Here is a 21,822-nt window from a genome sequence, read left to right on the forward strand (position 1 = left end):
CCATGCAGCTGCCATCCCAGCATCGCTATGACGATCTCTATTGCAATTTCTCCTGGCAGATCCCGGAGGATTTCAATATCGGCCGCGCCGTCAGCGACGAGTGGGCTGCGAGGGATCCCGAGCGCGTCTGCCTTGAGCATTTCAGCCCCGACGGCGATCACCGTGCAATGACCTATCGCGCGCTCGCCGACCGTTCCTCGGCTTTTGCAAATGCGCTCGTTTCACTTGATATCAAACGCGGCGATCGCGTCGCGTTGCTCTTGCCGCAATCTTTCGAAACGGTGATCGCACATGTGGCGATCTACAAGACCGGCGCGATCGCGCTGCCACTGGCGCTGCTCTTCGGCGTCGAGGCGCTGGAATACCGGCTGAAGGCGGCAGGTGCCGCGGCCGTCGTCACCAACGGCTTCGGTCTCGAACGCATCCGGCAGATCCGCGGACGCCTGCCGGCGTTGAAGCATATCGTCAGCATTGACGGGGCGAATGCTGATGCGACTGCTTTCGCCGAACTAGTGGATGGCCATCCCCCTGTCTTCGACATCGCCAAAACCGGTCCTGATGATCCGGCGCTGATGATCTTCACTTCGGGAACGACGGGGCCGCCCAAGGGCGCGTTGCATGGCCACCGGGTCCTGCCCGGCCATATTCCGGGCATGCAGTTCGCCCATGAGCGTTTTCCGCGGCCGGGCGATAAGGTTTGGACGCCGTCCGACTGGGCCTGGGCCGGCGGGTTGCTCAATGCGCTGCTGCCGAGCCTTCTGCTCGGCGTTCCCGTCGTCTCGTCGCCGGCGCAGAAATTCGATGCCCATATGGCCTATCGCATCATGGCCGAGATGAAGGTGCGCAACGCCTTCATCCCGCCGACGGCGCTGAGATTGATGCGGTCAGTGTCCGATCCGCGCTCGAAATATGATCTGGTGCTGCGCACCATCGGCTCGGCCGGAGAGGCGCTCGGCCGCGAGACCTATGAGTGGGCGCGGGGTACGCTCGGCATCACCGTCAATGAATTCTACGGCCAGACGGAGTGCAATTTCGTGCTCGCTTCCAGCGCTGCCTATGGCGTCACCAAGGCGGGCGCCATCGGACGGGCGGTGCCTGGGCATCGCGTTGCGATCGTCAGCGAGACGGGCGACGAGTTGCCCGTCGGTGAACCGGGCCAGATCGCCATCGCCAGTCCCGATCCTGTCATGTTCCTCGGCTACTGGGACGACACGGTGGCGACGGGCCGAAAATTTGCCAAAGGCTGGCTGCTCACCGGCGATATCGGACGGCAGGACGCCGAGGGATATGTGACCTTTGAAGGCCGCGACGACGACGTCATCACCTCGTCGGGATATCGCATCGGCCCGGCCGAGATCGAGGACTGCCTGATCGGCCATCCCGCCGTGCAGCTTGCCGCCGCCGTCGGCAAACCCGATACCGTGCGCACCGAGATCGTCAAGGCCTATATCGTGCTTTCACCAGGCCATCAGCCAAGCGAGACGCTGGCCGCCGACATCAGGGAATGGGTGAAGACGCGGCTTTCGATGCACGAATATCCGCGCGAAGTGGAATTCATCGATGCATTGCCGCTGACCACCACCGGGAAGGTCATCCGACGGCTGCTACGCGAAAGGGCCGCTGGCGAGGGATAGAACCGCTACGCATTTTGCTGGAATGCTTAGCCCCGGCCGGCAAGCGACATGATCTTTTCGCGCAGCATCTTCGCCATATTGCGGGTACTGCGGTACATGTGCAGCTGGGCGGTGACCTGGCGCATGTCGCGGTCGCTGTTCTGCGTCAAGCCGATTACCAGCGTTCCCATCTCCTCGCGCTCCTGCCAGAAGCGGCTCATGATCGGATGATCCGAGACCGCGCAGGAATCGGAGCGGACGATATTGGCGTCGTCGAGATGCCATTCGGTGAGTTCGCTCATCAGCAGCTTGCCAGGCGAATAGCGGGCATAGTTTTCGTCGTAGGCAGTCTTCCAGGTATAGGCCTCGCCGCCCATCATCAGCACGACGATGGCGGCAATCGCCTTGCCGTTGAGATCGATCGTGTGAATACGCACGGCATCGACGGCGGCAAGGTTCGATACCGCCTCGCGGGCGAAGGCCGTGTGATAACGATCGGTGACGAGAGCGCTTCGCCGCTTGCCCTTCCAGCCACCGGCTTCCATCGCCAGGAATTCCTCGAAGCGGATATGGATTTCGCGCGGTTGGCGGGCGACGGTATAGACCGCCGTTCCCTGTTCCTCCAGCAGCCGCCACTGGCGGCGCATCTCGCGCATATGCGAGGAGGCGATGGTTTTGCTGAGATAGGCCGGCGCCTCTTCCTCGCTCTGCAGCATCGGGCGCAGGTAGGGATTGGTGACGGTGACGGGAAGATTGCGGCTGAGCGCCACGGCCTTGACCATGCGCACGAAGATACCGTTCAGCCTGAGATCCGGCAGAACCAGTATGCCGGGCAGATTGAGATCACGGGCGGTCAGTCCCTCGAAGAGATTATCGAGGGTCTCGGCGGCATCCTCGCCATCGACGAGCGGCGTGCCGAGCGGACCGAAACTGTTCGACCAGCCGCGGATGATCGACGGGCCGACGGCAAAACCCGGCTTGTCGACCGAAAACGGCAAAAGGAAGCGCATGCGGCTGCGGCCGGCACTGTGGTCGCGGATCAGGGCGAAGTTCACCTGCCGGTCTTCGAGCCGCGGCATGGCGGGGGCGAGGAAGCGGCCGGAGAAAAAGACGTTCGGTTCCATCGCCCGGTTGGAAAGGAAATCGAGCTCATCCTGAAGCTCATAGCCGAGCTTACCCGGATAGAGGCAGAGCTCGCGCCCCGGCCGGCCGATCTCGGCGCGAGCCTCGGCTTGCGGCGCTTCGAAATGCAGTGCTGCGAGATCATGCACCATGCGGTTCGCAGCGCTGTCGGTGCTTTCGGTAACGGGGGGGATACGCACCATCTATCGAACTCTCATTTCTGGCGTTGCGGCGGAGGGGCTGGCGAAGGCGAAAAGGACGATGCCAAGCGTGCGGCGCACGGCGAGATGCAACAGGATCGCCTCGACGGCCATGGCGGAGGCCGTGGCGATCGCCGTGCCTTCGATGCCGTAATGCGGGATCAAAGCGAGGTTGAGGCCGACATTGGCCGTCAGTGCGCCGGCATAGAGCGCGACGCAGAGGTTCTGTTTGCCTGCCATCATCAGCAGCGTTTCGGCCGGGCCGACCAGCGATTTGGCGAGGATGCCGGCGAGCAGGATCGCCATGACCAGATAGCCTGATGTAAAAGCGCCGCCGAAGAGCGACAGCAGCAGATGGCCGGCCGCAAGCACGACAAGGCCGACTCCGAGCGCCGGCCAGAAGGTCCAGCGCGCGGCGTCGATGGCAGCGGCTGCCAGCTCTCCGTGGTTGCCTTCGGCGATGATCGAGGAAAAGCGCGGGCCGGAGGCCGCCTTGACCGAGAAATTGATGAAATGCACCAGCGCCATCGTTTTGGCAGCGGCGAAGTAGATGGCGACATCGTGCGGCTCGAGGAAGATGCCGACGACGACGACATCGGAATTGGTGAGCAGGAAGCTCACGCCCTCGATCAGGAAAATCGGAAAGGCGACGCTGAACCAGGCGAGGAAATCGACCTTGCGCGGGCCGTCGTCATAATGCCGGCGAAGGCGGTAGAGCGTTGCGGCATATTGGCCGAGGGCGGTGACGTAGGTCGCAACGAGCGCTGCCTGCATCGCGGTGACGGCAGTGTGATCGGCGCCGATGGCAATCGCAATCAGCATGAAGAGGATGATGAGGATCGGGCGGACGATATAGACGGGGCTCAGTGCCATCACCGGCCAATGGTTTGCCCGCGACGTCCCTTCCAGAATGTCGCCGAGCGCGATCATCGGCATGGCGAGCAGACCGATGAAGATCGGGACGAGATAATAGACCTGGATCATATCGCCGAAGAAATGCAGCCCGAGCATGCCGGCAGCGAGCACCGCCGTACCTGATAGCAGCGCAAAGATGCGCGCCGTGCCGGTCAGGCCGCGGATTTCTTCGAAAGCGCCCGCTGCCCTGTATTGCGGCAGGAAGCGGACGATTGCGGTGTGGAAACCGAGGCATGAGAGATCGCCGAAGACGACGACCAGCACCCAGACGAAAACGAAGATGCCATATTCATATTCACCCATCAGCCGGGCGAGCACGATCTGCGAGACGAAGGCGAGTGCGGCGCTGAGGATGCGGATCGAAAAGGCCGTCAGCGCCATGCGCTGGGCGGCCGCCCTCTCGCCGCGTTCGGTGAGCACGGCCGCAAGCAAACGCAGCGTCCGGCCGCCAATCGGGCGCAGGCCGGCGGGCAGCATCTTCTCCGCTGTTTCTATGACCGCCATGATGAACACGCAAAACTCTGAGGTCAGGCAAATCGCCCCTGAAGTCTTGCCAGAACAGGGTTAAGAAACGGTTCCGGATCAAGCTTGAGTCCGATGCTAGAATTCCGAATTTCCGGCGTTGCCGCAGAAAAGAAAATGCCGCCCGGAGGCGGCATTTTCGCGGATCTTTGCGGGCTTGCCTCAGACCTGCTCGAAGGCGCCGTGGCAGTGCTTGTATTTCTTGCCGGAGCCGCAGGGGCAGGTCTCGTTGCGGCCGACCTTGCCCCATGTGGCCGGGTCATCCGGGTTGCGGTTTTCAGGAGAAACGATGACTTCCGACGCCTGGTAGATCGCCGGGGCGAAATCATCCTCGCCGGTCGTCGGATCCAGGTGATGGGCCTGCATCAGCGGTGGTTCTGGTTCGGCAGGGGCCTGCTGCACCAGTTCGACGCGCATCAGCTGGGCAGTAACGGCCTCGCGCAGGTTGTTGAGCAGCGCGGTGAAGAGCTCGAAGGCCTCCGACTTGTATTCCTGCAGCGGATCGCGCTGAGCATAGCCACGGAAGCCGATGACGGAGCGCAGATGGTCGAGGTTGACGATGTGCTCGCGCCAGAGATGATCGAGCGTCTGCATGACGATCGAGCGTTCGACATAATGCATGATGTCGTCACCGAAACGCTCGGCCTTTTCCGTGAAGGCGGCATTGGTGGCTTCCGTCAGGCGCTCGCGGATATCGTCTTCGCCGATACCTTCTTCCTTCACCCAGTCCTCGATCGGCAGGTCGAGATTGAGAATGTTCAACGCGCCGGTCTTCAGGCCGGCGGCATCCCATTGTTCGGCATAGGCACGTTCGGGGATATGCTTTTCGACCATGTCCTCGATCACCTCACGGCGCATATCGGAAACGGTCTCGGAAATATTGGTCGATTCCATCAGTTCGAGGCGCTGCTCGAAGATCACCTTGCGCTGATCGTTGAGAACGTCGTCATACTTCAGGAGGTTCTTGCGGATGTCGAAGTTGCGGGCTTCGACCTTCTTCTGGGCGCGCTCCAGGGCCTTGTTGATCCAGGGATGGACGATCGCCTCGCCCTCCTTGAGGCCGAGCTTGGTCAGCATGCTGTCCATGCGATCGGAGCCGAAGATGCGCATCAGGTCGTCCTGAAGCGACAGGTAGAACTTCGAGCGGCCAGGGTCGCCCTGACGGCCGGAGCGGCCGCGCAGCTGGTTGTCGATGCGGCGGCTTTCATGGCGTTCGGTCGCGATGACGTAGAGGCCGCCGGCTTCGAGCGCCTTCTGCTTGAGTTCCTTGATCTCCTCGATGATCGCCTGGATCCGGGCGTCACGCTCCGGACCGGCTTCGACTTCGCCGAGCTCGCGCTCAATGCGCATGTCGAGGTTGCCGCCGAGCTGGATGTCGGTGCCGCGGCCGGCCATGTTGGTGGCGATGGTGATGGCACCCGGCACGCCGGCCTGAGCGACGATATAGGCTTCCTGCTCGTGGTAGCGGGCGTTCAGCACCTTGAAGTCGTCGAAGCCCTGCTTGCGCAGGCGCTCGGCGAGCAGTTCCGATTTCTCGATCGAGGTGGTGCCGACCAGCACCGGCTGGCCGCGCTTGTGGGCGTCGAGGATCTCCTCGATGATCGCCTTGAACTTCTCGTCGAAGGTCCGGTAGACCTCGTCGTCCTCGTCGAGGCGCTTGATCGGCAGGTTGGTCGGGACCTCGATGACATCGAGATTGTAGATATTGGCGAATTCTTCCGCTTCCGTCTGCGCCGTGCCGGTCATGCCGGCGAGCTTGTCGTACATGCGGAAGTAGTTCTGGAAGGTGATCGAGGCCAGCGTCTGGTTTTCCGGCTGGATCTGCACCTTTTCCTTGGCTTCGAGCGCCTGGTGCTGGCCTTCCGAATAGCGGCGGCCCGGCATCATGCGGCCGGTGAACTCGTCGATGATGACGACTTCGTCGTTGCGGACGATATAGTCCTTGTCGCGCTGGAACAGCTTGTGGGCCTTCAGCGCGTTGTTGACGTGGTGGACGATCGCAACGTTCTCGATGTCGTAGAGCGCGTTGCCTTTCAAGAGGCCGGCCTGGCGGAGCAGGTTTTCCAGCTTTTCGGTGCCCTCTTCGGAGAAGTTGGCCGAGCGCTGCTTCTCGTCGATCTCGTAATCGCTCGGCACCAGCAGCGGAATGTAGGCGTCGATCGTATTATAGAGTTCGGAGCGGTCGTCGAGCGGACCGGAGATGATCAGCGGCGTGCGCGCCTCGTCGACGAGGATCGAGTCCACTTCGTCGACGATTGCGAAGTTGTGGCCGCGCTGGACCATCTGGTTCTTCTCGTACTTCATGTTATCGCGCAGATAATCGAAGCCGAGTTCGTTGTTGGTGGCGTAAGTGATGTCGCAGGCATAGGCCGCGTGGCGTTCCTCGTCGGAAAGGCCGTGGACGATGACGCCGGTAGTCATGCCGAGGAAGCCGTAGACACGGCCCATGGTCGCGGCATCGCGCTGGGCGAGGTAATCGTTGACGGTGACGACGTGCACGCCCTTGCCGGAAAGCGCGTTCAGATAGACCGGCAGGGTGGCGACGAGGGTCTTGCCTTCGCCGGTCTTCATCTCGGCGATCGCATTTGAATGCAGGATCATACCGCCGACCAGCTGTACGTCAAAAGGTCGCAGGCCGAGAACGCGGCGCGAGGCTTCGCGCACGACGGCAAAGGCCGGGATCAGAATGTCGTCGAGCGTCTTGCCCTCTGCGAGCAGGGCGCGAAACTCCACGGTCTTTGCCGCGAGCTGCTCGTCCGTCAGGGCCTTCGTCTTCTCTTCGATAGAGTTGATGGCAGTGACGTTCGGCTGGTAGGACCGCACGCGGCGGTCGTTGGAAGACCCAAATAACTTGCGGGCTATACCGCCAAAGCTGACCATATGACTGGCCCTTTCTCAATATTCATCCGCGGCGTTTCTTGTCCGCGGCCCAGCCGAAAATCAGGCGCGCGCCTTAAAACGCCCGGAAACTGTTCTGGACGCGAGGTTGCGTGACAGATAAGAGGGGGGTCGAATGATGTCAACGGATTTGGCGGATACAGAAAGGCCACAATCCGGTGTTGATGGCTATTTTGGGCTGGATTCAGGGGATGCTGAAACCGGCAATGTAACTGTGAAGGGTATTTCATGTTGAGCACCAACAAACTTGCCGTTCTGGCGTTTGCAACTTTTGTTGCGCTCCAGGCCCCGGCCTATGCCGATGACGCCGTCATCGCCAAGGTCGGCACCCTGGAAATCCACCAGTCGGAACTCGACCTCGCCGTCGCCAATCTCGACCCCCAGCTGGCGCAGCTTCCCGATGACCAGAAGAAGGTCGCAGCCCTTTCCGCCGCCATCGACGTGAAACTGCTCGCTGCCGACGCTGCGGCCGAGAAGCTCGATCAAACCGACGAATTCAAGAAGCGCATGCAGTACCTCACCGACCGCGAGTTGCACAATGCCTACTTCAAAAAGCATGTCGTCGACATCGTGACGCCTGACGAAGTCAAGGCCCGCTACGACAAGGAAGTCGCCGCCCTGCCGAAGCAGGAAGAAGTCCACGCCCGTCATATCCTCGTCAAGACCGAGGACGAAGCCAAGGACATCATCAAGCAGCTCGACGCCGGCAAGGATTTTGCCGAACTCGCCAAGGAAAAGTCCACCGATCCGAACAAGTCGGAAGGCGGCGATCTCGGCTATTTCTCGCGCGGCCGCATGGTCAAGGAATTCGAAGACGCAGCCTTCGCGCTTGAGAAGGGCACCTATTCCAAGACACCGGTTAAGACCGATTTCGGCTTCCACGTCATCAAGGTCGAGGATAAGCGCGACGCTCCGCCGCCGCCTTTCGAGCAGGTGCAGGATCAGGTTCGTCAGCTCGTCATGCGCGACAAGTATCTTGAGCTTCTGAACAAGGCAAAGGCCTCCGCCAAGATCGAGATCACGGACGAGACGCTACGCAAGGGTTACGACCAGGCCAACAAGCAGCCGGAGCCGGGCAGCGAGCCCGTCGCCCCGGCGCCGAAGCAGTAAAATTCGCATCAGGGCCCGGTTCTTCCGGGCCCTTCATTAGATCCCGGATGATCTTGGGGCCTGATCGGTCTAAAGTCTGACATCCAGATCTAAATCAAAGAATTTGAGCATGATGTCGTTCGAAAACCGCTGACACTTTTCGGCATCATGCTCTGGCATCGTTTGTTGTCGCATTTCCGGACGGCGAACCGGTTTCCATTTCGCCTGGAAATGCTCATTGGCAGGTCTCATCATGTCCGGTTCCGTCTCTCCGCTCGCTCCGAAATCCTTCGTCTCGATGCCACCGCTGCGCGGCGTGCGTATGGCGACGGCTTCCGCCGGCATCAAGTACAAGAACCGGACCGACGTGCTGCTGATGGTCTTCGACAGGCCGGCGGCTGTCGCGGGCGTTTTTACCCGCTCGAAATGCCCGTCGGCGCCGGTGGATTTCTGCCGGGCCAATCTTTCCCATGGCAGCGCCCGCGCCGTCGTCGTCAACTCAGGCAATGCCAATGCTTTCACCGGCCTGAAGGGCCGCCAGGCGACCGCGCTGACGGCGAAGTCGGCTGCCGCTGCGGTCGGCTGCGCCGAAAATGAGGTCTATCTGGCCTCGACCGGGGTCATCGGCGAGCCGCTCGATGCCACCAAATTCGCAGGCGTTCTGGATCGAATGCAGGTCGAAGCGACCGGCGATTTCTGGTTCGAGGCCGCCAAGGCGATCATGACGACCGACACCTATCCGAAGGTTTCGAGCCGCAGCGCCGAAATCGGCGGCGTGGCCGTGACGATCAACGGTATCGCTAAGGGCGCCGGCATGATCGCGCCCGATATGGCGACGATGCTCTCCTTCGTCGTCACCGATGCCGACATTGCGCCTGCCGCGCTGCAGGCGCTTCTGTCCGACGGCGTCGGCCCGACCTTCAATTCCATGACCGTCGACAGCGACACCTCCACGTCCGACACACTGATGCTGTTTGCAACGGGTGCCGCGGCCGAGGGTGCCCAGGCCCGCATTGAACGCGCCGACGACCCGCGCCTTGCCGCCTTCCGGGTCGCACTCAACGAGGTGCTGAAGGATCTGTCGCTGCAGGTGGTGCGCGATGGCGAGGGCGCCACCAAGATGCTCGAAATCACCGTGACGGGTGCCGAGAGCGATGCCGCCGCCAAGCGCATCGCGCTGTCGATTGCCAATTCGCCGCTGGTTAAGACCGCGGCCGCCGGCGAAGACGCCAATTGGGGCCGTATCGTCATGGCCGTCGGTAAATCCGGCGAGATGGCCGATCGCGACCGGCTCGCCATCTGGTTCGGCGATATCAGGGTCGCCGTCAACGGCGAGCGTGATCCCGATTATTCCGAGGCGGCTGCCTCGGACGTCATGAAGGCGCAGGATATCCCCGTCAAAGTCGATATCGGGCTCGGCGCCGGCACGGCAACGGTCTGGACCTGCGACCTCACCAAGGAATATGTTGCCATTAATGGCGACTATCGGAGCTGATCGTTCATTGGCGCACGCATCCATTTCCTCACACAATCTGCCGCTGGTGCGCAGGCTGGAGGCCGTCGGCTTCCGCGCCTGGCCGGCGGCATCCGTGCAATATGACGGCAGCTGGCAGGTGCGGCTGACGGCCGGTCACCCGTCCAACCGGTTGAACTCGATCGTGCCGCTCGATCCCTCGGATCATCGCGACGTCGAAATCCGCCTGGAAAAGGCGAGCCGGAAGTTCGAGGCCTATGGCCGCGCCGCCGTAGTCCGCCAGACGCCGCTTGCCTCGCCGATGCTGATCGAACTTCTGCGCGCGCAGAACTGGACGCGCTTCGACGATACGGTGGTGATGACCTGCGACCTCGCCGAGGCGGAGCTGCCGGATACGCTCGATCACCTGCCGACCCATGATGTCGGCCGTTTCGTCGACGCCAACCTCGCCGTCGACCAGGCGCCACCGAGGCTGAAGCCGGCGCTTGCCGAGATCATTTCGGCAATCAAGCCGCCATCCGGCCTATTCATGATCGAGAACGCGGCGGACGGCCCGCTTGCGACCGTGCTCTGCGTCCAGGACAACGACCTCGCCGGCATCATGTCGCTTTCAGTCTCCGAGGCGCGGCGGCGCGAAGGGCTCGGCACCGAAATCCTGACCTCGGCGCTACGCTGGGCGCGCATGCGCAGCGCCCGTTCGGCCTGGCTGCAGGTGAAGCTGTCCAATCGCCCGGCCATCGCACTCTACGAGCGCCTCGGTTTTCGCGACGCCTATCATTATTGCTATTGGCAAAAGGAGCCGCGATGAGCGAGGCGGGCCGGAAGATATTGCTGGTCGCCGCCTGTGCGCTGATCGATGCCGATGGACGTATCCTGTTGGCACAGCGCCCCGAGGGAAAGTCGCTCGCCGGGCTCTGGGAGTTTCCCGGCGGCAAGGTCGAGCGGGGTGAGACGCCGGAGGAAACGCTGGTGCGCGAGCTCGAGGAAGAACTCGGCATCAACACCAAGATCGCCTGCCTTGCGCCGCTGACCTTCGCCAGCCACTCCTACGAGACCTTCCACCTTTTGATGCCGCTTTATATCTGCCGGCGCTATGAGGGAATTCCCCAGGGCCGCGAGGGTCAGGCGCTGAAATGGGTGCGCCCGCAGGCGCTGCGCGATTATCCGATGCCGCCGGCCGACGAGCCGCTCATCCCGATGTTGCAGGATTTACTTTAGCGTTGTCTGATTATTATTGTGCCACGCCATTTTCGGCTGTGGATATTAATGGATCGTTTAACACCTTCTGCCAAAGATCGGCCTCAATCAAGCATCTGGCGTGCGTGTATTAAAAGGCTTGACGTCATGGACGATGATTTCTGGAAAGCTGTCCGGGAAAAGGAACGGGCCTCGTCTGCCTCGCGCAGGACGGGTGCGCTGAATATCGCCCTTCTGTTCGGCACGGCAGCGGTCGCGTTGACGCTCATCCTGACGCCAATGCTTGCGGATTCCTCGAAGAAAAGCGTCTTTGCCAGTGCTCCGGCGGATTTCGATACGATCACGACAGGATCGATCCCGAAGAGCGAAAGCGGCAAGCGTTATACGATCCGCCGCAGCGTCCTCCAGGATACGCCCGGCTCGGTCTGCGTCGTCCAGGGCTACGGCGTCGGCGCCGGTTGCTGAAAAATGCCGGCCATCGTCCCGATGGTCGTGGAATTGGTCGTTTGTTGTCGGTTTCGCGCAGCGGGTGGGGTCATGCGTCTTTTGAAAGCATTTGTTGCAGATAACAGGGGTGCGACGGCGATCGAATACGGCCTCGTCGCCGCCCTCATTGGTGGCGCACTCGTCTCCGCTCTAGGAATCTTCAGCGGCAGCCTGCAGGACGTCTTCAACGTGATCAACAATAATCTGACCGTCAATTGAAGAAGCAACCGGCCATTACTGCCTGAGCTTGTGCTCGTCCACCTTCAGCGCATCGGCGAGGCGCGCCTTGGCTGAACCGGGCTTCAGCGGCTTTTGCTGGCTCTCGTGCGCAGCCCATCCCGAGACATAGATGATCGAGAAGGTGGCGCGGATGCGTCCGTCGGGATCGGCATAGCGTTCGGCGTAGATCTCCGCTGCGCGCAGGAAGAAAGCGCGCGTCAGCGGCATGCGGCCGCGGGCTGCAAGCGGATTGCTCATGCCCATCGCTCTCAGATCCCGCATCAGCGGAAAGAGCGAATCATAACGTACCGTGTAGTTCTCCGCGTCGATCACCGGCAGCGTGAAGCCGGCGCGTTGCATGAGATTGCCGACATCGCGCACATCAGCGAAGGGAATGACACGCGGGCTTGCGCCACCCGTCATCTCGACCTCGGCGGCCAGCAGCACCTCGCGCAGTTCCTGCAACGTTCCGGCGCCGGGGATCGCCGCCAGAAACAGGCCATCCGGCTTCAGGGCGCGGCGGATCTGGATGAAGACGCCCGGCGTATCGTTGGTCAGATGCAGGCTGAGCGGCGCAAGGATGAGATTGACCGATTGCGGTTCGAGCGGCACGTCCTCGAGCGGCGCCTCGATCAAGTTTTCGCCTGGCCCGGCATAGGCCTTGTCGCTTTCGACGCGGATCATCGTGCCGATCTTGCCCGTCGCCAGTGCGGCCCGGGCGGCAGCACCGGTCGCGCCATGCAGTTCGACGGCGGTCTCGAAAGTCCGCTCGACGACCGTAAGCCTCTCGGCCATTTCCTCAGCGGCGATGTCGAGCAGGAAGGCGGCTTTCGGGTCGTTGTTTACAAGCGCGCGGCGGCGATGTGCGGCGATCAGGGCTCTGTCGAAGATCGTTTCCATGGCGATGTCCTTAGTCTCGTGCCGCCTGTGCGGCAAGACGATTTTCCTTTCGCTAAGAACACGCTAGTCTCTGCGGCATGGGCCTGATCAACATCGAAAAACCGTCAGAGTTCCTGCGGACGCATCTCTTGCGGCCGTTTTCGGCGCTTGCTGATTTCTTTTATCCACCCGCCTGCTCGGTCTGCGGCATTTCCACCGGCGGCCATCGCGGGCTCTGCGCGAAATGCTGGTCCGGTATCCGCTTCATCGAACGGCCCTATTGCGAGGTGCTCGGCATTCCCTTCTCGCATGATCTCGGCGCCGGCATCCTCAGTGCTGAGGCGATCGCCAACCCGCCGCCCTTCGACCGGCTGCGGTCGGCGGCGACCCACGACCGTGCCGTCCGCGATCTCGTTCATGGGCTCAAATATCGCGATCGCACCGATCTGGCGCCGATGATGGCCGCCTGGATGCTGCGCGCTTCCGACGGGACGGTCGAGAGCTGCGATGCGCTGATCCCGGTGCCGCTGCACCGTAGCCGTATGCTGACGCGCAAGTTCAACCAGGCAGCAGAGCTTGCCCGCCATATGGCAAGGCTCTCGGGCAAGCCGCTGCTTGCCGCCACGCTTATGCGCGTCAAGCGCACCAGCCAGCAGGTCGGCCTTGGCGCCAAGGCGCGCGAAGACAATGTCAGGGGCGCTTTTGCGATCGCCAAGGGTTGCGAAAACGACATTTTCGGCAAGCGCATCGTCCTTATCGACGACGTCTATACAACGGGGGCGACGGTCGCCGCGGCAAGCCGGACACTGCGCAAGGCGGGTGCGGCCGAGATAACGGTTTTGACCTTTGCAAGGGCTCTCTCCGAGCCTATATGACAGAAATACCCGGCATCGGTCTGGAGAGATTATGGTACCCGTCACCATCTATACACGGCAGTTCTGCGGCTATTGCACCCGCGCCAAGTCCCTTCTCGAAGAAAAGGGTGTCGAATATGTCGAGCACGACGCGACCTTTTCGCCGGATCTTCGCCAGGAGATGATCGGCAAGTCGAACGGGCGTACCACTTTTCCGCAGATCTTCATCGGCGCCGATCATGTCGGCGGTTGCGACGATCTCTTTGCGCTCGATCGGGCCGGCAAGCTCGACCCGTTGCTGGCGGCTTGAGGAAGAACCGATGAGCTTCAAGGCCGCCGCTGTCCAGATGTGCTCCGGGGTCGATCCGGTGAAGAACGCCGCCGCCATGGCGCGGCTGGTGCGCGAGGCCGCTGGCCAGGGCGCGACCTATGTGCAGACTCCCGAGATGACCGGCATGCTGCAGCGCGACCGTACAGCGGCACGCGCCGTGCTTGCCGACGAAGCGCATGATATCATCGTCAAGACCGGCTCAGAGCTCGCCATAGAACTCGGCATCCACATGCATGTCGGTTCGACGGCGATTGCCCTTGCCGATGGCAAGATCGCCAATCGCGGTTTCCTGTTCGGTCCCGACGGCAGGGTTCTCAATCGCTACGACAAGATCCACATGTTCGACGTCGACCTCGACAATGGCGAGAGCTGGCGTGAAAGTGCGGCCTATACGGCCGGCTCGGAGGCCCGCGTCCTGTCGCTGCCTTTTGCCGAAATGGGCTTTGCGATCTGTTACGACGTGCGGTTTCCCGCGCTCTTCCGCGCCCAGGCGGTGGCCGGCGCCGAGGTGATGACAGTTCCTGCCGCCTTCACCAAGCAGACCGGCGAGGCGCATTGGGAGATCCTGCTCAGGGCACGCGCGATCGAGAACGGGGTCTTCGTCATCGCCGCCGCGCAGGCCGGCCGGCATGAGGACGGGCGCGAGACCTTCGGCCATTCGATGATCATCGATCCCTGGGGCACGGTTTTGGCGTCGGCCGGCGCCACCGGCGAGGCGGTTATCGTCGCCGAGATTGATCCCGCCGCGGTCAAGGCCGCACATGACAAGATCCCGAACCTGAGGAATGGTCGGGAATTCTCGGTCGAGAAGATTGCGGGGGCAATCGCCGGAGGCGTCGCCGCTTGATCCGCTATTCCCTCACCTGTGACAATGCCCATGAATTCGAAGGCTGGTTTTCGGAAAGCGCCGATTTCGATCGTCAGGTCGAAACCGGTTTCCTGACCTGCCCGGTCTGTCATTCCGCCGCCATTTCCAAGCTGTTGATGGCGCCTTCGGTGTCGACCGCGCGCGGGAAGGACGAGAGGCAGACGCTGGCGATGGATGCCATGCGCCGCGAGGCCCTGCAAAAACTCAAGGAGGCCGTTGCGGCGGTCAAGGCGAATTCCGAGGACGTCGGCACGCAGTTTCCCGAGGAAGCCCGCAAGATCCATTACGGCGAGGCGGATGCCCGCGGTATCATCGGCCACGCGACGGTCGACGAGGCGCAGGCGCTCTTGGAAGAAGGCATCGAGATCGCGGCCATTCCCGTTTTGCCGGAGGACGTGAACTGACATGCAGTCGGCGCGTCTGGCCGCCTATCTGCATCTCGCGCTGCTGAAAGTGTAGCCGGCTTATTGACGGCGCGAACTATGCCGACCGCTTCGCCAGCAGCATATAATTCACGTCCATATCCTTGGACAGGTTCCATTGGTTCGACAGCGGATTGAAGAAGACGCCGGTGCGGTCGCTGATCTCAAGGCCGCTTGCCACCAGCGGCTTTTCCAGTTCTTCCGGACGTACCAGTTTTTCGTACTGATGCGTGCCGCGCGGCAGCCAGCGCAGAATGTTCTCGGCGGCGAAGATGGCAAGCGCTGCCGCCTTCATCGTGCGGTTGATGGTGGCAACGAAGATCAGGCCGCCGGGGCGGACCATTTTCGCGCAGGTGGTCATGAAGAATTCTACATCGGCGACGTGCTCGACAACCTCCATGTTCAAGACGATATCGAAGGTCTCGCCAGCCTCAGTGAGTTCCTCGGCGGTGACGGCGCGATAGTCGACCGAAACGCCGGAGGCCTTCGCATGGGTGGAGGCGATGCCGATATTCTTCTCGGACGGATCGGCGCCGACGACGGAGGCGCCCATGCGGGCGACAGGTTCGGACAACAGGCCGCCGCCGCAGCCAATATCGAGCACGCGCAGGCCTTCGAGCGGGCGCGCGCTTTTCGGATCACGGCTAAAATTCTCGCAGGCTTTGTCGCGGATATAGGAGAGCCGGACGGGATTGAATTTGTGCAGCGGCTTGAACTTGCCGGTCGGGCTCCACCATTCCGCCGCCATCGCCGAGAAGCGGTCCACTTCGCCCTGGTCGATCGTGCTTCTGGCGCCTTCCGTCATCGTCCGCTCCTTCATTCGTGACATGTGAAGTCGGACGATCGGGGGCATAAGTCAAGAGGCGCAGATCAGGGGACTGACAAGCACGGAGCCGCTCGCCAATAGCTTTTGTCGCGCGCGCTTGCCTCCCCCCGCCAAACTCGCTAAGAGACGCCGCAACTTGGGGCCTTTGGGGCCTGGGCTTTTAGAGCGATTCCAGAAGTTGGGAATCCGGCTCTCTGGCCCAAACGGTCTGCCCCAGAGCTTTCGTGATGCCGGGTCCGGTTTTCCGCTTCCCGGCGCCAGTCGTGGTAGAGGCATATGGCACGCATTGTAATGAAATTCGGCGGCACGTCCGTCGCTGACCTGGACCGCATCAAGAACGTTGCCCGCCATGTAAAACGCGAAGTCGATGCCGGGCACGAGGTGGCGGTGGTGGTGTCGGCTATGTCCGGCAAGACCAATGAACTGGTCGGCTGGGTCCAGGGCACGCCGAAGGTGATCGGCGCCAATTCTCCGTTCTACGATGCGCGGGAATATGATGCGGTGGTCGCATCGGGTGAGCAGGTGACCTCCGGTCTGCTGGCGATCGCATTGCAGGCGATGGATATCAATGCGCGTTCCTGGCAGGGATGGCAGATCCCGATCCGCACCGACAACGCGCACGGCGCGGCACGGATCATGGAGATCGATGGCTCCGACATCGTCAAACGGATGGGCGAGGGGCAGGTCGCCGTGATCTCCGGCTTCCAGGGGCTGGGACCCGACAACCGTATCGCGACGCTCGGGCGCGGCGGGTCGGACACTTCGGCCGTCGCAATCGCGGCAGCTGTCAAGGCGGATCGCTGCGATATCTATACCGATGTCGACGGCGTCTACACGACCGACCCGCGCATCGTGCCAAAGGCGCGCAGGCTGAAGAAGATCGCCTTCGAGGAAATGCTGGAAATGGCCTCGCTCGGCGCCAAGGTACTGCAGGTGCGCTCGGTCGAGCTTGCCATGGTACACAAGGTGCGCACCTTCGTGCGCTCATCATTCGAAGATCCCGATGCTCCGGGCATGGGCGATCTGTTGAACCCGCCCGGAACGCTGATTTGTGACGAGGATGAAATCGTGGAACAGGAAGTAGTCACCGGCATCGCCTATGCCAAGGATGAGGCTCAGATCTCGCTTCGCCGTCTTGCCGACCGGCCGGGCGTTTCCGCGGCGATCTTCGGGCCGCTCGCCGAATCCCATATCAATGTCGACATGATCGTCCAGAATATTTCCGAGGACGGGTCGAAGACCGACATGACCTTCACCGTGCCATCAGGTGACGTCGAGAAGGCGATCAAGGTGCTCGGCGACCATAAGGAGAAGATCGGCTACGATGTCGTGCAGAACGAATCGGGGCTGGTGAAAGTATCGGTCATCGGCATCGGCATGCGCAGCCATGCGGGCGTTGCCGCTACCGCATTTCGTGCACTTGCCGAAAAAGGCATCAACATCAAGGCGATCACCACCTCCGAGATCAAGATTTCCATCCTGATCGACGGTCCCTATGCAGAACTCGCTGTCAGGACTTTGCATTCCTGCTACGGTCTGGATAAGAATTGATTCCCAGTGGGCGGCCTGCCCCTTCAGGTTGAGGAGACGAGGGCCGGCCCGCCGGGACTGAGTGCGTTGTTTCGGGAGCTTGAGACGCCATGAGAGACCTTTCCGGCGGTCCGCGCGTGCTGCTCAGGCGGCTGCGCGAGTTGATGGCGGAGCCGCTGGAGCCGCAGGATCGTCTTGACCGGATCGTCCGCCAGATCGCCGGCAACATGGTGGCGGAGGTTTGCTCCGTCTATGTGCTGCGCGCCGACGGTGTCCTCGAACTCTATGCAACCGAAGGCCTCAACCGCGAGGCCGTGCATCTGGCGCAACTGAAGATGGGGCAGGGCCTGGTCGGCACGATCGCGGCCTCGGCCCAGCCGCTCAACCTTTCCGACGCGCAGTCGCACCCTGCCTTCCGCTACCTGCCGGAAACGGGCGAAGAGATCTACCATTCCTTCCTCGGCGTGCCGATCCTCAGGACCGGGCGCTCGCTCGGTGTTCTCGTTGTGCAGAACAAGGCGAGCCGCAATTATCGCGAGGAAGAGCTGGAAGCGCTCGAGACGACGGCGATGGTGCTTGCAGAGATGATCGCCACCGGCGAGCTCAAGAAGATCACCAAGCCAGGCCTCGAACTCGACCTGACGCGTTCGGTCACCGTGGACGGCGATACTTATAATGACGGCATCGGCCTCGGTTACGTCGTGCTGCACGAGCCGCGCATCGTCGTCACCAACTTGCTGAACGAGGATGCCGAGAAGGAAATCCGGCGGCTGGCCGAAGCCATGGGCTCGCTCAGGATTTCGATCGACGACATGCTGTCGCGTCGCGACGTGTCGATGGAGGGCGAACACCGCGAGGTGCTCGAAACCTATCGCATGTTTGCGCATGACCAGGGCTGGGTGCGCAAGCTCGAGGAGGCGATCCGCAACGGCCTGACGGCGGAAGCAGCCGTCGAGAAAGTGCAGAGCGACACCAAGGCGCGGATGATGCGGTTGACCGACCCTTATCTGCGCGAACGCATGCATGATTTCGAGGATCTGGCGAACCGTCTGCTCAGACAGTTGACCGGTTATACCGGCCGGACGTCCGGCGAAGGTTTCCCCAGCGATGCGATCATCCTGGCGCGCGCCATGGGAGCAGCCGAACTGCTCGATTATCCGCGTTCCAATGTCCGCGGGCTGGTGCTGGAGGAAGGGGCGGTAACGAGCCATGTGGTGATCGTCGCGCGCGCCATGGGCATTCCGGTCATCGGTCAGGCGGCGGGCGTGGTGGCGCTCGCCGAGAATGGCGATGCCGTGATCATCGATGCCGACGAGGGACATGTGCATCTGCGGCCGATGGCTGATCACCGGCGTTCCTACGAGGAGAAGGTTCGCTTCCGCGCCAGGCGGCAGGAGCAGTTCCGGGCGCTGCGCGCCGTCGAGCCGGTGACCAAGGATGGGCAACGGATTGCGCTGATGATGAATGCCGGCCTGCTGGTCGACCTGCCGCAGCTTTCGGAATCGGGTGCCGAGGGCATCGGCCTCTTCCGCACCGAGCTGCAGTTCATGATCGCCTCCACCATGCCGAAGGCGGAGGAGCAGGAGCAGTTCTACCGCAATGTGATAAAGCAGGCGGCGGGCCGCACCGTCACCTTCCGTACGCTCGATATCGGCGGCGACAAGGTCGTGCCCTATTTTCGTGGCCATGAGGAAGAAAATCCCGCCCTCGGCTGGCGCGCCATCCGGTTGTCGCTCGACCGGCCGGGTCTGTTGCGCACCCAGTTGCGTGCTCTGCTGAAGGCATCGGCCGACACCGAGCTGAAGCTGATGGTGCCGATGGTGACCGAGGTTTCCGAGCTGAAGATGGTGCGCGAGCTCTTGCAGAAGGAAGTGCAGCATCTGTCGCGCTTCGGCCACGGGCTGCCGCGCAAGCTGCAATTCGGCGCGATGCTGGAGGTGCCTGCATTGCTTTGGCAGCTCGATGAACTGATGGAGGCGGTCGATTTCGTCTCGGTAGGTTCGAACGACCTCTTCCAGTTCTCGATGGCGGTCGATCGCGGCAATGCGCGGGTTTCGGACCGCTTCGATCCGCTCGGCAAGCCGTTCTTACGCATCCTGCGCGATATCGTGCGCGGGGCGGACCGGAACAAGACACCGGTGACGCTCTGCGGCGAACTCGCCAGCAAACCGATCTCGGCGATGGCGCTGCTCGGCATCGGCTTCCGATCGATTTCGATGTCGCCGGCCTCGATCGGGCCGGTGAAGGCGATGCTGCTCGGGCTGGATGTCGGGGCACTGACGAAGGCGATGGACGAGGTGCTGGACGATCACCACGCCTTGATGCCGATGCGCGAGGTGCTTGCCCGCTTCGCCGAGAGCCACAATATTCCCCTTTAGACAGAGATTAAGAAGAATCGGAGTGAAGGGTGGCGAAGCTTCCCGTTGAAAAGATGCGCGAGCTGGAACGTCGTTTCGGCGAGATCGAGGCGCGCATGTCGGCTGGCCCGGCTGCCGATGTCTATGTGAAGCTCGCATCCGAATATTCCGAGCTGCAGCCTGTCGTGACGAAGATCCGCGTCTATGAGAAGGCGGTCTCCGAGCTTGCCGATCTCGAAACGCTGCTCGAGGACAGGTCGGTCGACCGCGAGATGCGCGAACTCGCCGAGCTGGAGCTGCCCGAGGTGAAAGAGCAGATCGAGGTGCTTGAGCAGGAGATGCAGATCCTGCTTCTTCCGAAGGACGCAGCCGACGAAAAGAGCGCGATCCTCGAAATCCGCGCCGGCACGGGCGGCTCGGAAGCGGCCCTTTTCGCCGGCGATCTGTTTCGCATGTACGAACGCTTTGCAGCGGAAAAGGGCTGGAAGGTGGAGGTGCTCTCGGCGAGCGAGGGCGAAGCCGGCGGCTACAAGGAAATCATCGCGACGATCACCGGCAGGGGCGTCTTTGCCAAGCTGAAATTCGAATCCGGGGTGCATCGCGTGCAACGCGTGCCGGAAACCGAGGCGGGTGGGCGTATCCATACGTCGGCCGCAACGGTTGCGGTGCTGCCGGAGGCCGAGGAGATCGACATCGAGATCCGGGCCGAAGACATCCGCATCGACACGATGCGCTCTTCGGGTGCTGGCGGCCAGCACGTCAATACGACGGACTCGGCCGTGCGCATCACCCACCTGCCGAGCGGCATCGTCGTCACCAGCTCGGAAAAATCGCAACACCAAAATCGCGCCAAGGCGATGCAGGTGTTGCGCTCCAGGCTTTATGATGCCGAGCGGCAGAGGGCCGATAGCGAGCGCTCTGCCGATCGCAAGAGCCAGGTCGGCTCCGGCGATCGCTCGGAACGTATCCGCACCTATAATTTCCCGCAGGGGCGGGTAACGGACCATCGCATCAATCTGACGCTCTATAAGCTCGACCGGATGATGGAAGGCGAGATCGAGGAGGTCGTCGACGCGCTGATGGCCGATTACCAGGCCAGCCAGCTGGCGCAGCTCGGCGAGCAACAATGAGCTCGACGGTCGCCGATATGCTTGCCGATGCGCGCCGCCGCTTCACCGAAGCAGGTATCGTCGACCCGGCGACCGATGCGCGGCTGCTGGTCGCGGGCCTTCTGAAACTGTCGCCGACCGAGCTGTTGACGCGATCGGCCGAGAGGCTTTCTGCTGAGCAAGCCGAAGCGATTTTCAGGGCGCTGGAGCGGCGCCTCGGTCATGAGCCGGTGCATCGCATTCTCGGCGAGCGGGAATTCTATGGCCTGCCACTTCGGCTCTCGGCGGAAACGCTGGAACCGCGGCCGGATACGGAAATCCTGGTCGACACGGTTCTCGTCTATCTCAAGGACCTTGCAAAGGTGCAAAGCCGTCTCCATATCCTTGACATGGGAACCGGGACGGGGGCGATATGCCTTGCGCTTTTGAGCGACTGTCCTGATGCGTCAGGTGTCGGCAGCGACATATCGGCGGATGCACTTCTGACGGCAAGATCGAATGCAGAAAGAAACGGATTGCAGGATCGTTTTCAGGTCGTACAGTCGAGTTGGTTCGAGAACATCCAGGGATCCTTTCACGCGATTGTCTCAAATCCGCCCTATATTGCTTCCAATGTCATTCACGATCTCGCTCCCGAAGTGACCAAATTTGATCCGGCTGCGGCTCTGGATGGCGGCCCGGATGGGCTTGACGCTTACAAAGCCATAGCCAAGGATGCGGCAAGGTTCATCAGGCCCGATGGGGTCGTCGGACTGGAGATCGGCTACGATCAGCGAAACGACGTGACGGCGATCTTTGAAGCGAAGGGCTTCAGGTGCCTCAAATCCGTAAAAGATTATGGTCAGAACGACAGGGTGCTCGTGTTCGCGCTCGCGTGAGAGACGATAATGCGGCATTGAACAGGACATTAT

The 21,822-nt window shown here is 61.9% G+C and carries 20 protein-coding genes; 15 read left to right on the forward strand and 5 right to left on the reverse strand.

The genetic code is table 11. The annotated features are described in order from the left end of the window. Positions 1-2 precede the first annotated feature (2 nt). Complete coding sequence (locus ACM5SV_RS08840; protein WP_222014501.1) at positions 3-1,634, forward strand: AMP-binding protein; 1,632 nt, start codon at positions 3-5, stop codon at positions 1,632-1,634. A gap of 26 nt (positions 1,635-1,660) precedes the next feature. On the opposite strand, the gene ACM5SV_RS08845 is transcribed toward ACM5SV_RS08840, so the two are convergent. The 3 genes from ACM5SV_RS08845 to secA all read right to left on the reverse strand — a co-directional run bounded on the left by ACM5SV_RS08845 (position 1,661) and on the right by secA (position 7,252). Further along, on the reverse strand, positions 1,661-2,938 hold the full coding sequence (locus ACM5SV_RS08845) for a GNAT family N-acetyltransferase (RefSeq protein ID WP_222014499.1): 1,278 nt from the start codon (positions 2,936-2,938) through the stop codon (positions 1,661-1,663). Continuing rightward, entirely contained in the window at positions 2,939-4,354 is a 1,416-nt protein-coding gene (locus ACM5SV_RS08850) for a lipopolysaccharide biosynthesis protein (protein WP_012759146.1), read from the reverse strand. Positions 4,355-4,534: 180 nt separating this feature from the next. Further along, complete coding sequence (gene secA / locus ACM5SV_RS08855) at positions 4,535-7,252, reverse strand: preprotein translocase subunit SecA (protein ID WP_012759145.1); 2,718 nt, start codon at positions 7,250-7,252, stop codon at positions 4,535-4,537. Positions 7,253-7,498: 246 nt separating this feature from the next. On the opposite strand from secA, the gene ACM5SV_RS08860 reads away from it, so the two are divergent. The 6 genes from ACM5SV_RS08860 to ACM5SV_RS08885 all read left to right on the forward strand — a co-directional run bounded on the left by ACM5SV_RS08860 (position 7,499) and on the right by ACM5SV_RS08885 (position 11,735). Then, positions 7,499-8,380: a peptidylprolyl isomerase gene (locus ACM5SV_RS08860; RefSeq protein ID WP_012759144.1), complete on the forward strand. Its 882-nt coding sequence runs from the start codon at positions 7,499-7,501 to the stop codon at positions 8,378-8,380. A 232-nt stretch (positions 8,381-8,612) separates the two neighbouring features. Beyond that, positions 8,613-9,854, forward strand: a complete 1,242-nt coding sequence (argJ, locus tag ACM5SV_RS08865) for a bifunctional glutamate N-acetyltransferase/amino-acid acetyltransferase ArgJ (RefSeq protein ID WP_222014496.1) — start codon at positions 8,613-8,615, stop codon at positions 9,852-9,854. Next, positions 9,835-10,641 carry a GNAT family N-acetyltransferase gene (locus ACM5SV_RS08870; RefSeq protein WP_222014495.1) on the forward strand — a complete coding sequence of 269 codons (807 nt, stop codon included), beginning with the start codon at positions 9,835-9,837 and terminating at the stop codon, positions 10,639-10,641. The genes argJ and ACM5SV_RS08870 overlap by 20 nt, the downstream gene beginning before the upstream one ends. Further along, positions 10,638-11,051 (forward strand): 8-oxo-dGTP diphosphatase MutT, encoded by a 414-nt coding sequence (mutT, locus tag ACM5SV_RS08875; RefSeq protein WP_222014493.1) that lies wholly within the window; start codon positions 10,638-10,640, stop codon positions 11,049-11,051. Before ACM5SV_RS08870 ends, mutT begins: the two co-directional genes overlap by 4 nt. A gap of 126 nt (positions 11,052-11,177) precedes the next feature. Then, entirely contained in the window at positions 11,178-11,495 is a 318-nt protein-coding gene (locus ACM5SV_RS08880; RefSeq protein WP_222014491.1) for a hypothetical protein, read from the forward strand. A 72-nt stretch (positions 11,496-11,567) separates the two neighbouring features. After that, entirely contained in the window at positions 11,568-11,735 is a 168-nt protein-coding gene (locus tag ACM5SV_RS08885; RefSeq protein ID WP_012759140.1) for a Flp family type IVb pilin, read from the forward strand. Positions 11,736-11,750: 15 nt separating this feature from the next. Here the strand turns inward: ACM5SV_RS08885 and ACM5SV_RS08890 are convergent, their stop codons facing one another. Next, positions 11,751-12,635 carry a methyltransferase domain-containing protein gene (locus ACM5SV_RS08890; RefSeq protein ID WP_026157486.1) on the reverse strand — a complete coding sequence of 295 codons (885 nt, stop codon included), beginning with the start codon at positions 12,633-12,635 and terminating at the stop codon, positions 11,751-11,753. 77 nt (positions 12,636-12,712) lie between these two features. Here ACM5SV_RS08890 and ACM5SV_RS08895 point away from each other — a divergent pair, with 77 nt between their 5' ends. The 4 genes from ACM5SV_RS08895 to ACM5SV_RS08910 are packed head-to-tail and all read left to right on the forward strand — an operon-like array spanning position 12,713 to position 15,071. Beyond that, positions 12,713-13,489 carry a ComF family protein gene (locus tag ACM5SV_RS08895; RefSeq protein ID WP_017995296.1) on the forward strand — a complete coding sequence of 259 codons (777 nt, stop codon included), beginning with the start codon at positions 12,713-12,715 and terminating at the stop codon, positions 13,487-13,489. A gap of 31 nt (positions 13,490-13,520) precedes the next feature. After that, positions 13,521-13,778, forward strand: coding sequence for a glutaredoxin 3 (gene grxC, locus ACM5SV_RS08900; protein ID WP_113547925.1), 258 nt, complete (start codon positions 13,521-13,523; stop codon positions 13,776-13,778). 10 nt (positions 13,779-13,788) lie between these two features. Then, positions 13,789-14,646 (forward strand): carbon-nitrogen hydrolase family protein, encoded by an 858-nt coding sequence (locus ACM5SV_RS08905; protein WP_128406140.1) that lies wholly within the window; start codon positions 13,789-13,791, stop codon positions 14,644-14,646. Continuing rightward, positions 14,643-15,071, forward strand: a complete 429-nt coding sequence (locus tag ACM5SV_RS08910; protein WP_012759135.1) for a DUF1178 family protein — start codon at positions 14,643-14,645, stop codon at positions 15,069-15,071. Before ACM5SV_RS08905 ends, ACM5SV_RS08910 begins: the two co-directional genes overlap by 4 nt. 76 nt (positions 15,072-15,147) lie before the next feature. On the opposite strand, the gene ubiG is transcribed toward ACM5SV_RS08910, so the two are convergent. Beyond that, complete coding sequence (ubiG, locus tag ACM5SV_RS08915; RefSeq protein WP_012759134.1) at positions 15,148-15,894, reverse strand: bifunctional 2-polyprenyl-6-hydroxyphenol methylase/3-demethylubiquinol 3-O-methyltransferase UbiG; 747 nt, start codon at positions 15,892-15,894, stop codon at positions 15,148-15,150. A gap of 297 nt (positions 15,895-16,191) precedes the next feature. Here ubiG and ACM5SV_RS08920 point away from each other — a divergent pair, with 297 nt between their 5' ends. The 4 genes from ACM5SV_RS08920 (at position 16,192) to prmC (ending at position 21,789) form a co-directional block, all read left to right on the forward strand. Continuing rightward, the gene (locus tag ACM5SV_RS08920; RefSeq protein ID WP_011653679.1) at positions 16,192-17,466 is read left to right on the forward strand and encodes an aspartate kinase; all 1,275 of its coding nucleotides are present in this window, start codon (positions 16,192-16,194) and stop codon (positions 17,464-17,466) included. 89 nt (positions 17,467-17,555) lie between these two features. Further along, positions 17,556-19,823, forward strand: a complete 2,268-nt coding sequence (ptsP, locus tag ACM5SV_RS08925) for a phosphoenolpyruvate--protein phosphotransferase (protein ID WP_222014490.1) — start codon at positions 17,556-17,558, stop codon at positions 19,821-19,823. 29 nt (positions 19,824-19,852) lie between these two features. Beyond that, positions 19,853-20,932: a peptide chain release factor 1 gene (prfA, locus tag ACM5SV_RS08930; RefSeq protein ID WP_222014484.1), complete on the forward strand. Its 1,080-nt coding sequence runs from the start codon at positions 19,853-19,855 to the stop codon at positions 20,930-20,932. After that, a complete protein-coding gene (prmC, locus tag ACM5SV_RS08935; protein WP_012759130.1) occupies positions 20,929-21,789 on the forward strand; it encodes a peptide chain release factor N(5)-glutamine methyltransferase in 861 nt (286 codons plus the stop codon). The genes prfA and prmC overlap by 4 nt, the downstream gene beginning before the upstream one ends. Positions 21,790-21,822 lie beyond the last annotated feature (33 nt).

The sequence above is a fragment of the Rhizobium sp. CRRU65 genome, from assembly GCF_048551595.1.
Classification (GTDB): Bacteria; Pseudomonadota; Alphaproteobacteria; order Rhizobiales; family Rhizobiaceae; genus Rhizobium; species Rhizobium leguminosarum_J.

Coding starts and splice junctions, on each gene's coding strand:
- ACM5SV_RS08895 (WP_017995296.1), top strand. CDS start 12,713: ATGGGCCTGATCAACATCGAAAAACCGTCAGAGTTCCTGCGGACGCAT.
- ACM5SV_RS08880 (WP_222014491.1), top strand. CDS start 11,178: ATGGACGATGATTTCTGGAAAGCTGTCCGGGAAAAGGAACGGGCCTCG.
- ACM5SV_RS08905 (WP_128406140.1), top strand. CDS start 13,789: ATGAGCTTCAAGGCCGCCGCTGTCCAGATGTGCTCCGGGGTCGATCCG.
- ACM5SV_RS08885 (WP_012759140.1), top strand. CDS start 11,568: ATGCGTCTTTTGAAAGCATTTGTTGCAGATAACAGGGGTGCGACGGCG.
- ACM5SV_RS08920 (WP_011653679.1), top strand. CDS start 16,192: ATGGCACGCATTGTAATGAAATTCGGCGGCACGTCCGTCGCTGACCTG.
- ACM5SV_RS08850 (WP_012759146.1), bottom strand. CDS start 4,354: ATGGCGGTCATAGAAACAGCGGAGAAGATGCTGCCCGCCGGCCTGCGC.
- grxC (WP_113547925.1), top strand. CDS start 13,521: ATGGTACCCGTCACCATCTATACACGGCAGTTCTGCGGCTATTGCACC.
- ubiG (WP_012759134.1), bottom strand. CDS start 15,894: ATGACGGAAGGCGCCAGAAGCACGATCGACCAGGGCGAAGTGGACCGC.
- secA (WP_012759145.1), bottom strand. CDS start 7,252: ATGGTCAGCTTTGGCGGTATAGCCCGCAAGTTATTTGGGTCTTCCAAC.
- argJ (WP_222014496.1), top strand. CDS start 8,613: ATGTCCGGTTCCGTCTCTCCGCTCGCTCCGAAATCCTTCGTCTCGATG.
- ACM5SV_RS08890 (WP_026157486.1), bottom strand. CDS start 12,635: ATGGAAACGATCTTCGACAGAGCCCTGATCGCCGCACATCGCCGCCGC.
- ptsP (WP_222014490.1), top strand. CDS start 17,556: ATGAGAGACCTTTCCGGCGGTCCGCGCGTGCTGCTCAGGCGGCTGCGC.
- mutT (WP_222014493.1), top strand. CDS start 10,638: ATGAGCGAGGCGGGCCGGAAGATATTGCTGGTCGCCGCCTGTGCGCTG.
- ACM5SV_RS08840 (WP_222014501.1), top strand. CDS start 3: ATGCAGCTGCCATCCCAGCATCGCTATGACGATCTCTATTGCAATTTC.
- ACM5SV_RS08860 (WP_012759144.1), top strand. CDS start 7,499: ATGTTGAGCACCAACAAACTTGCCGTTCTGGCGTTTGCAACTTTTGTT.
- ACM5SV_RS08870 (WP_222014495.1), top strand. CDS start 9,835: ATGGCGACTATCGGAGCTGATCGTTCATTGGCGCACGCATCCATTTCC.
- prmC (WP_012759130.1), top strand. CDS start 20,929: ATGAGCTCGACGGTCGCCGATATGCTTGCCGATGCGCGCCGCCGCTTC.
- ACM5SV_RS08845 (WP_222014499.1), bottom strand. CDS start 2,938: ATGGTGCGTATCCCCCCCGTTACCGAAAGCACCGACAGCGCTGCGAAC.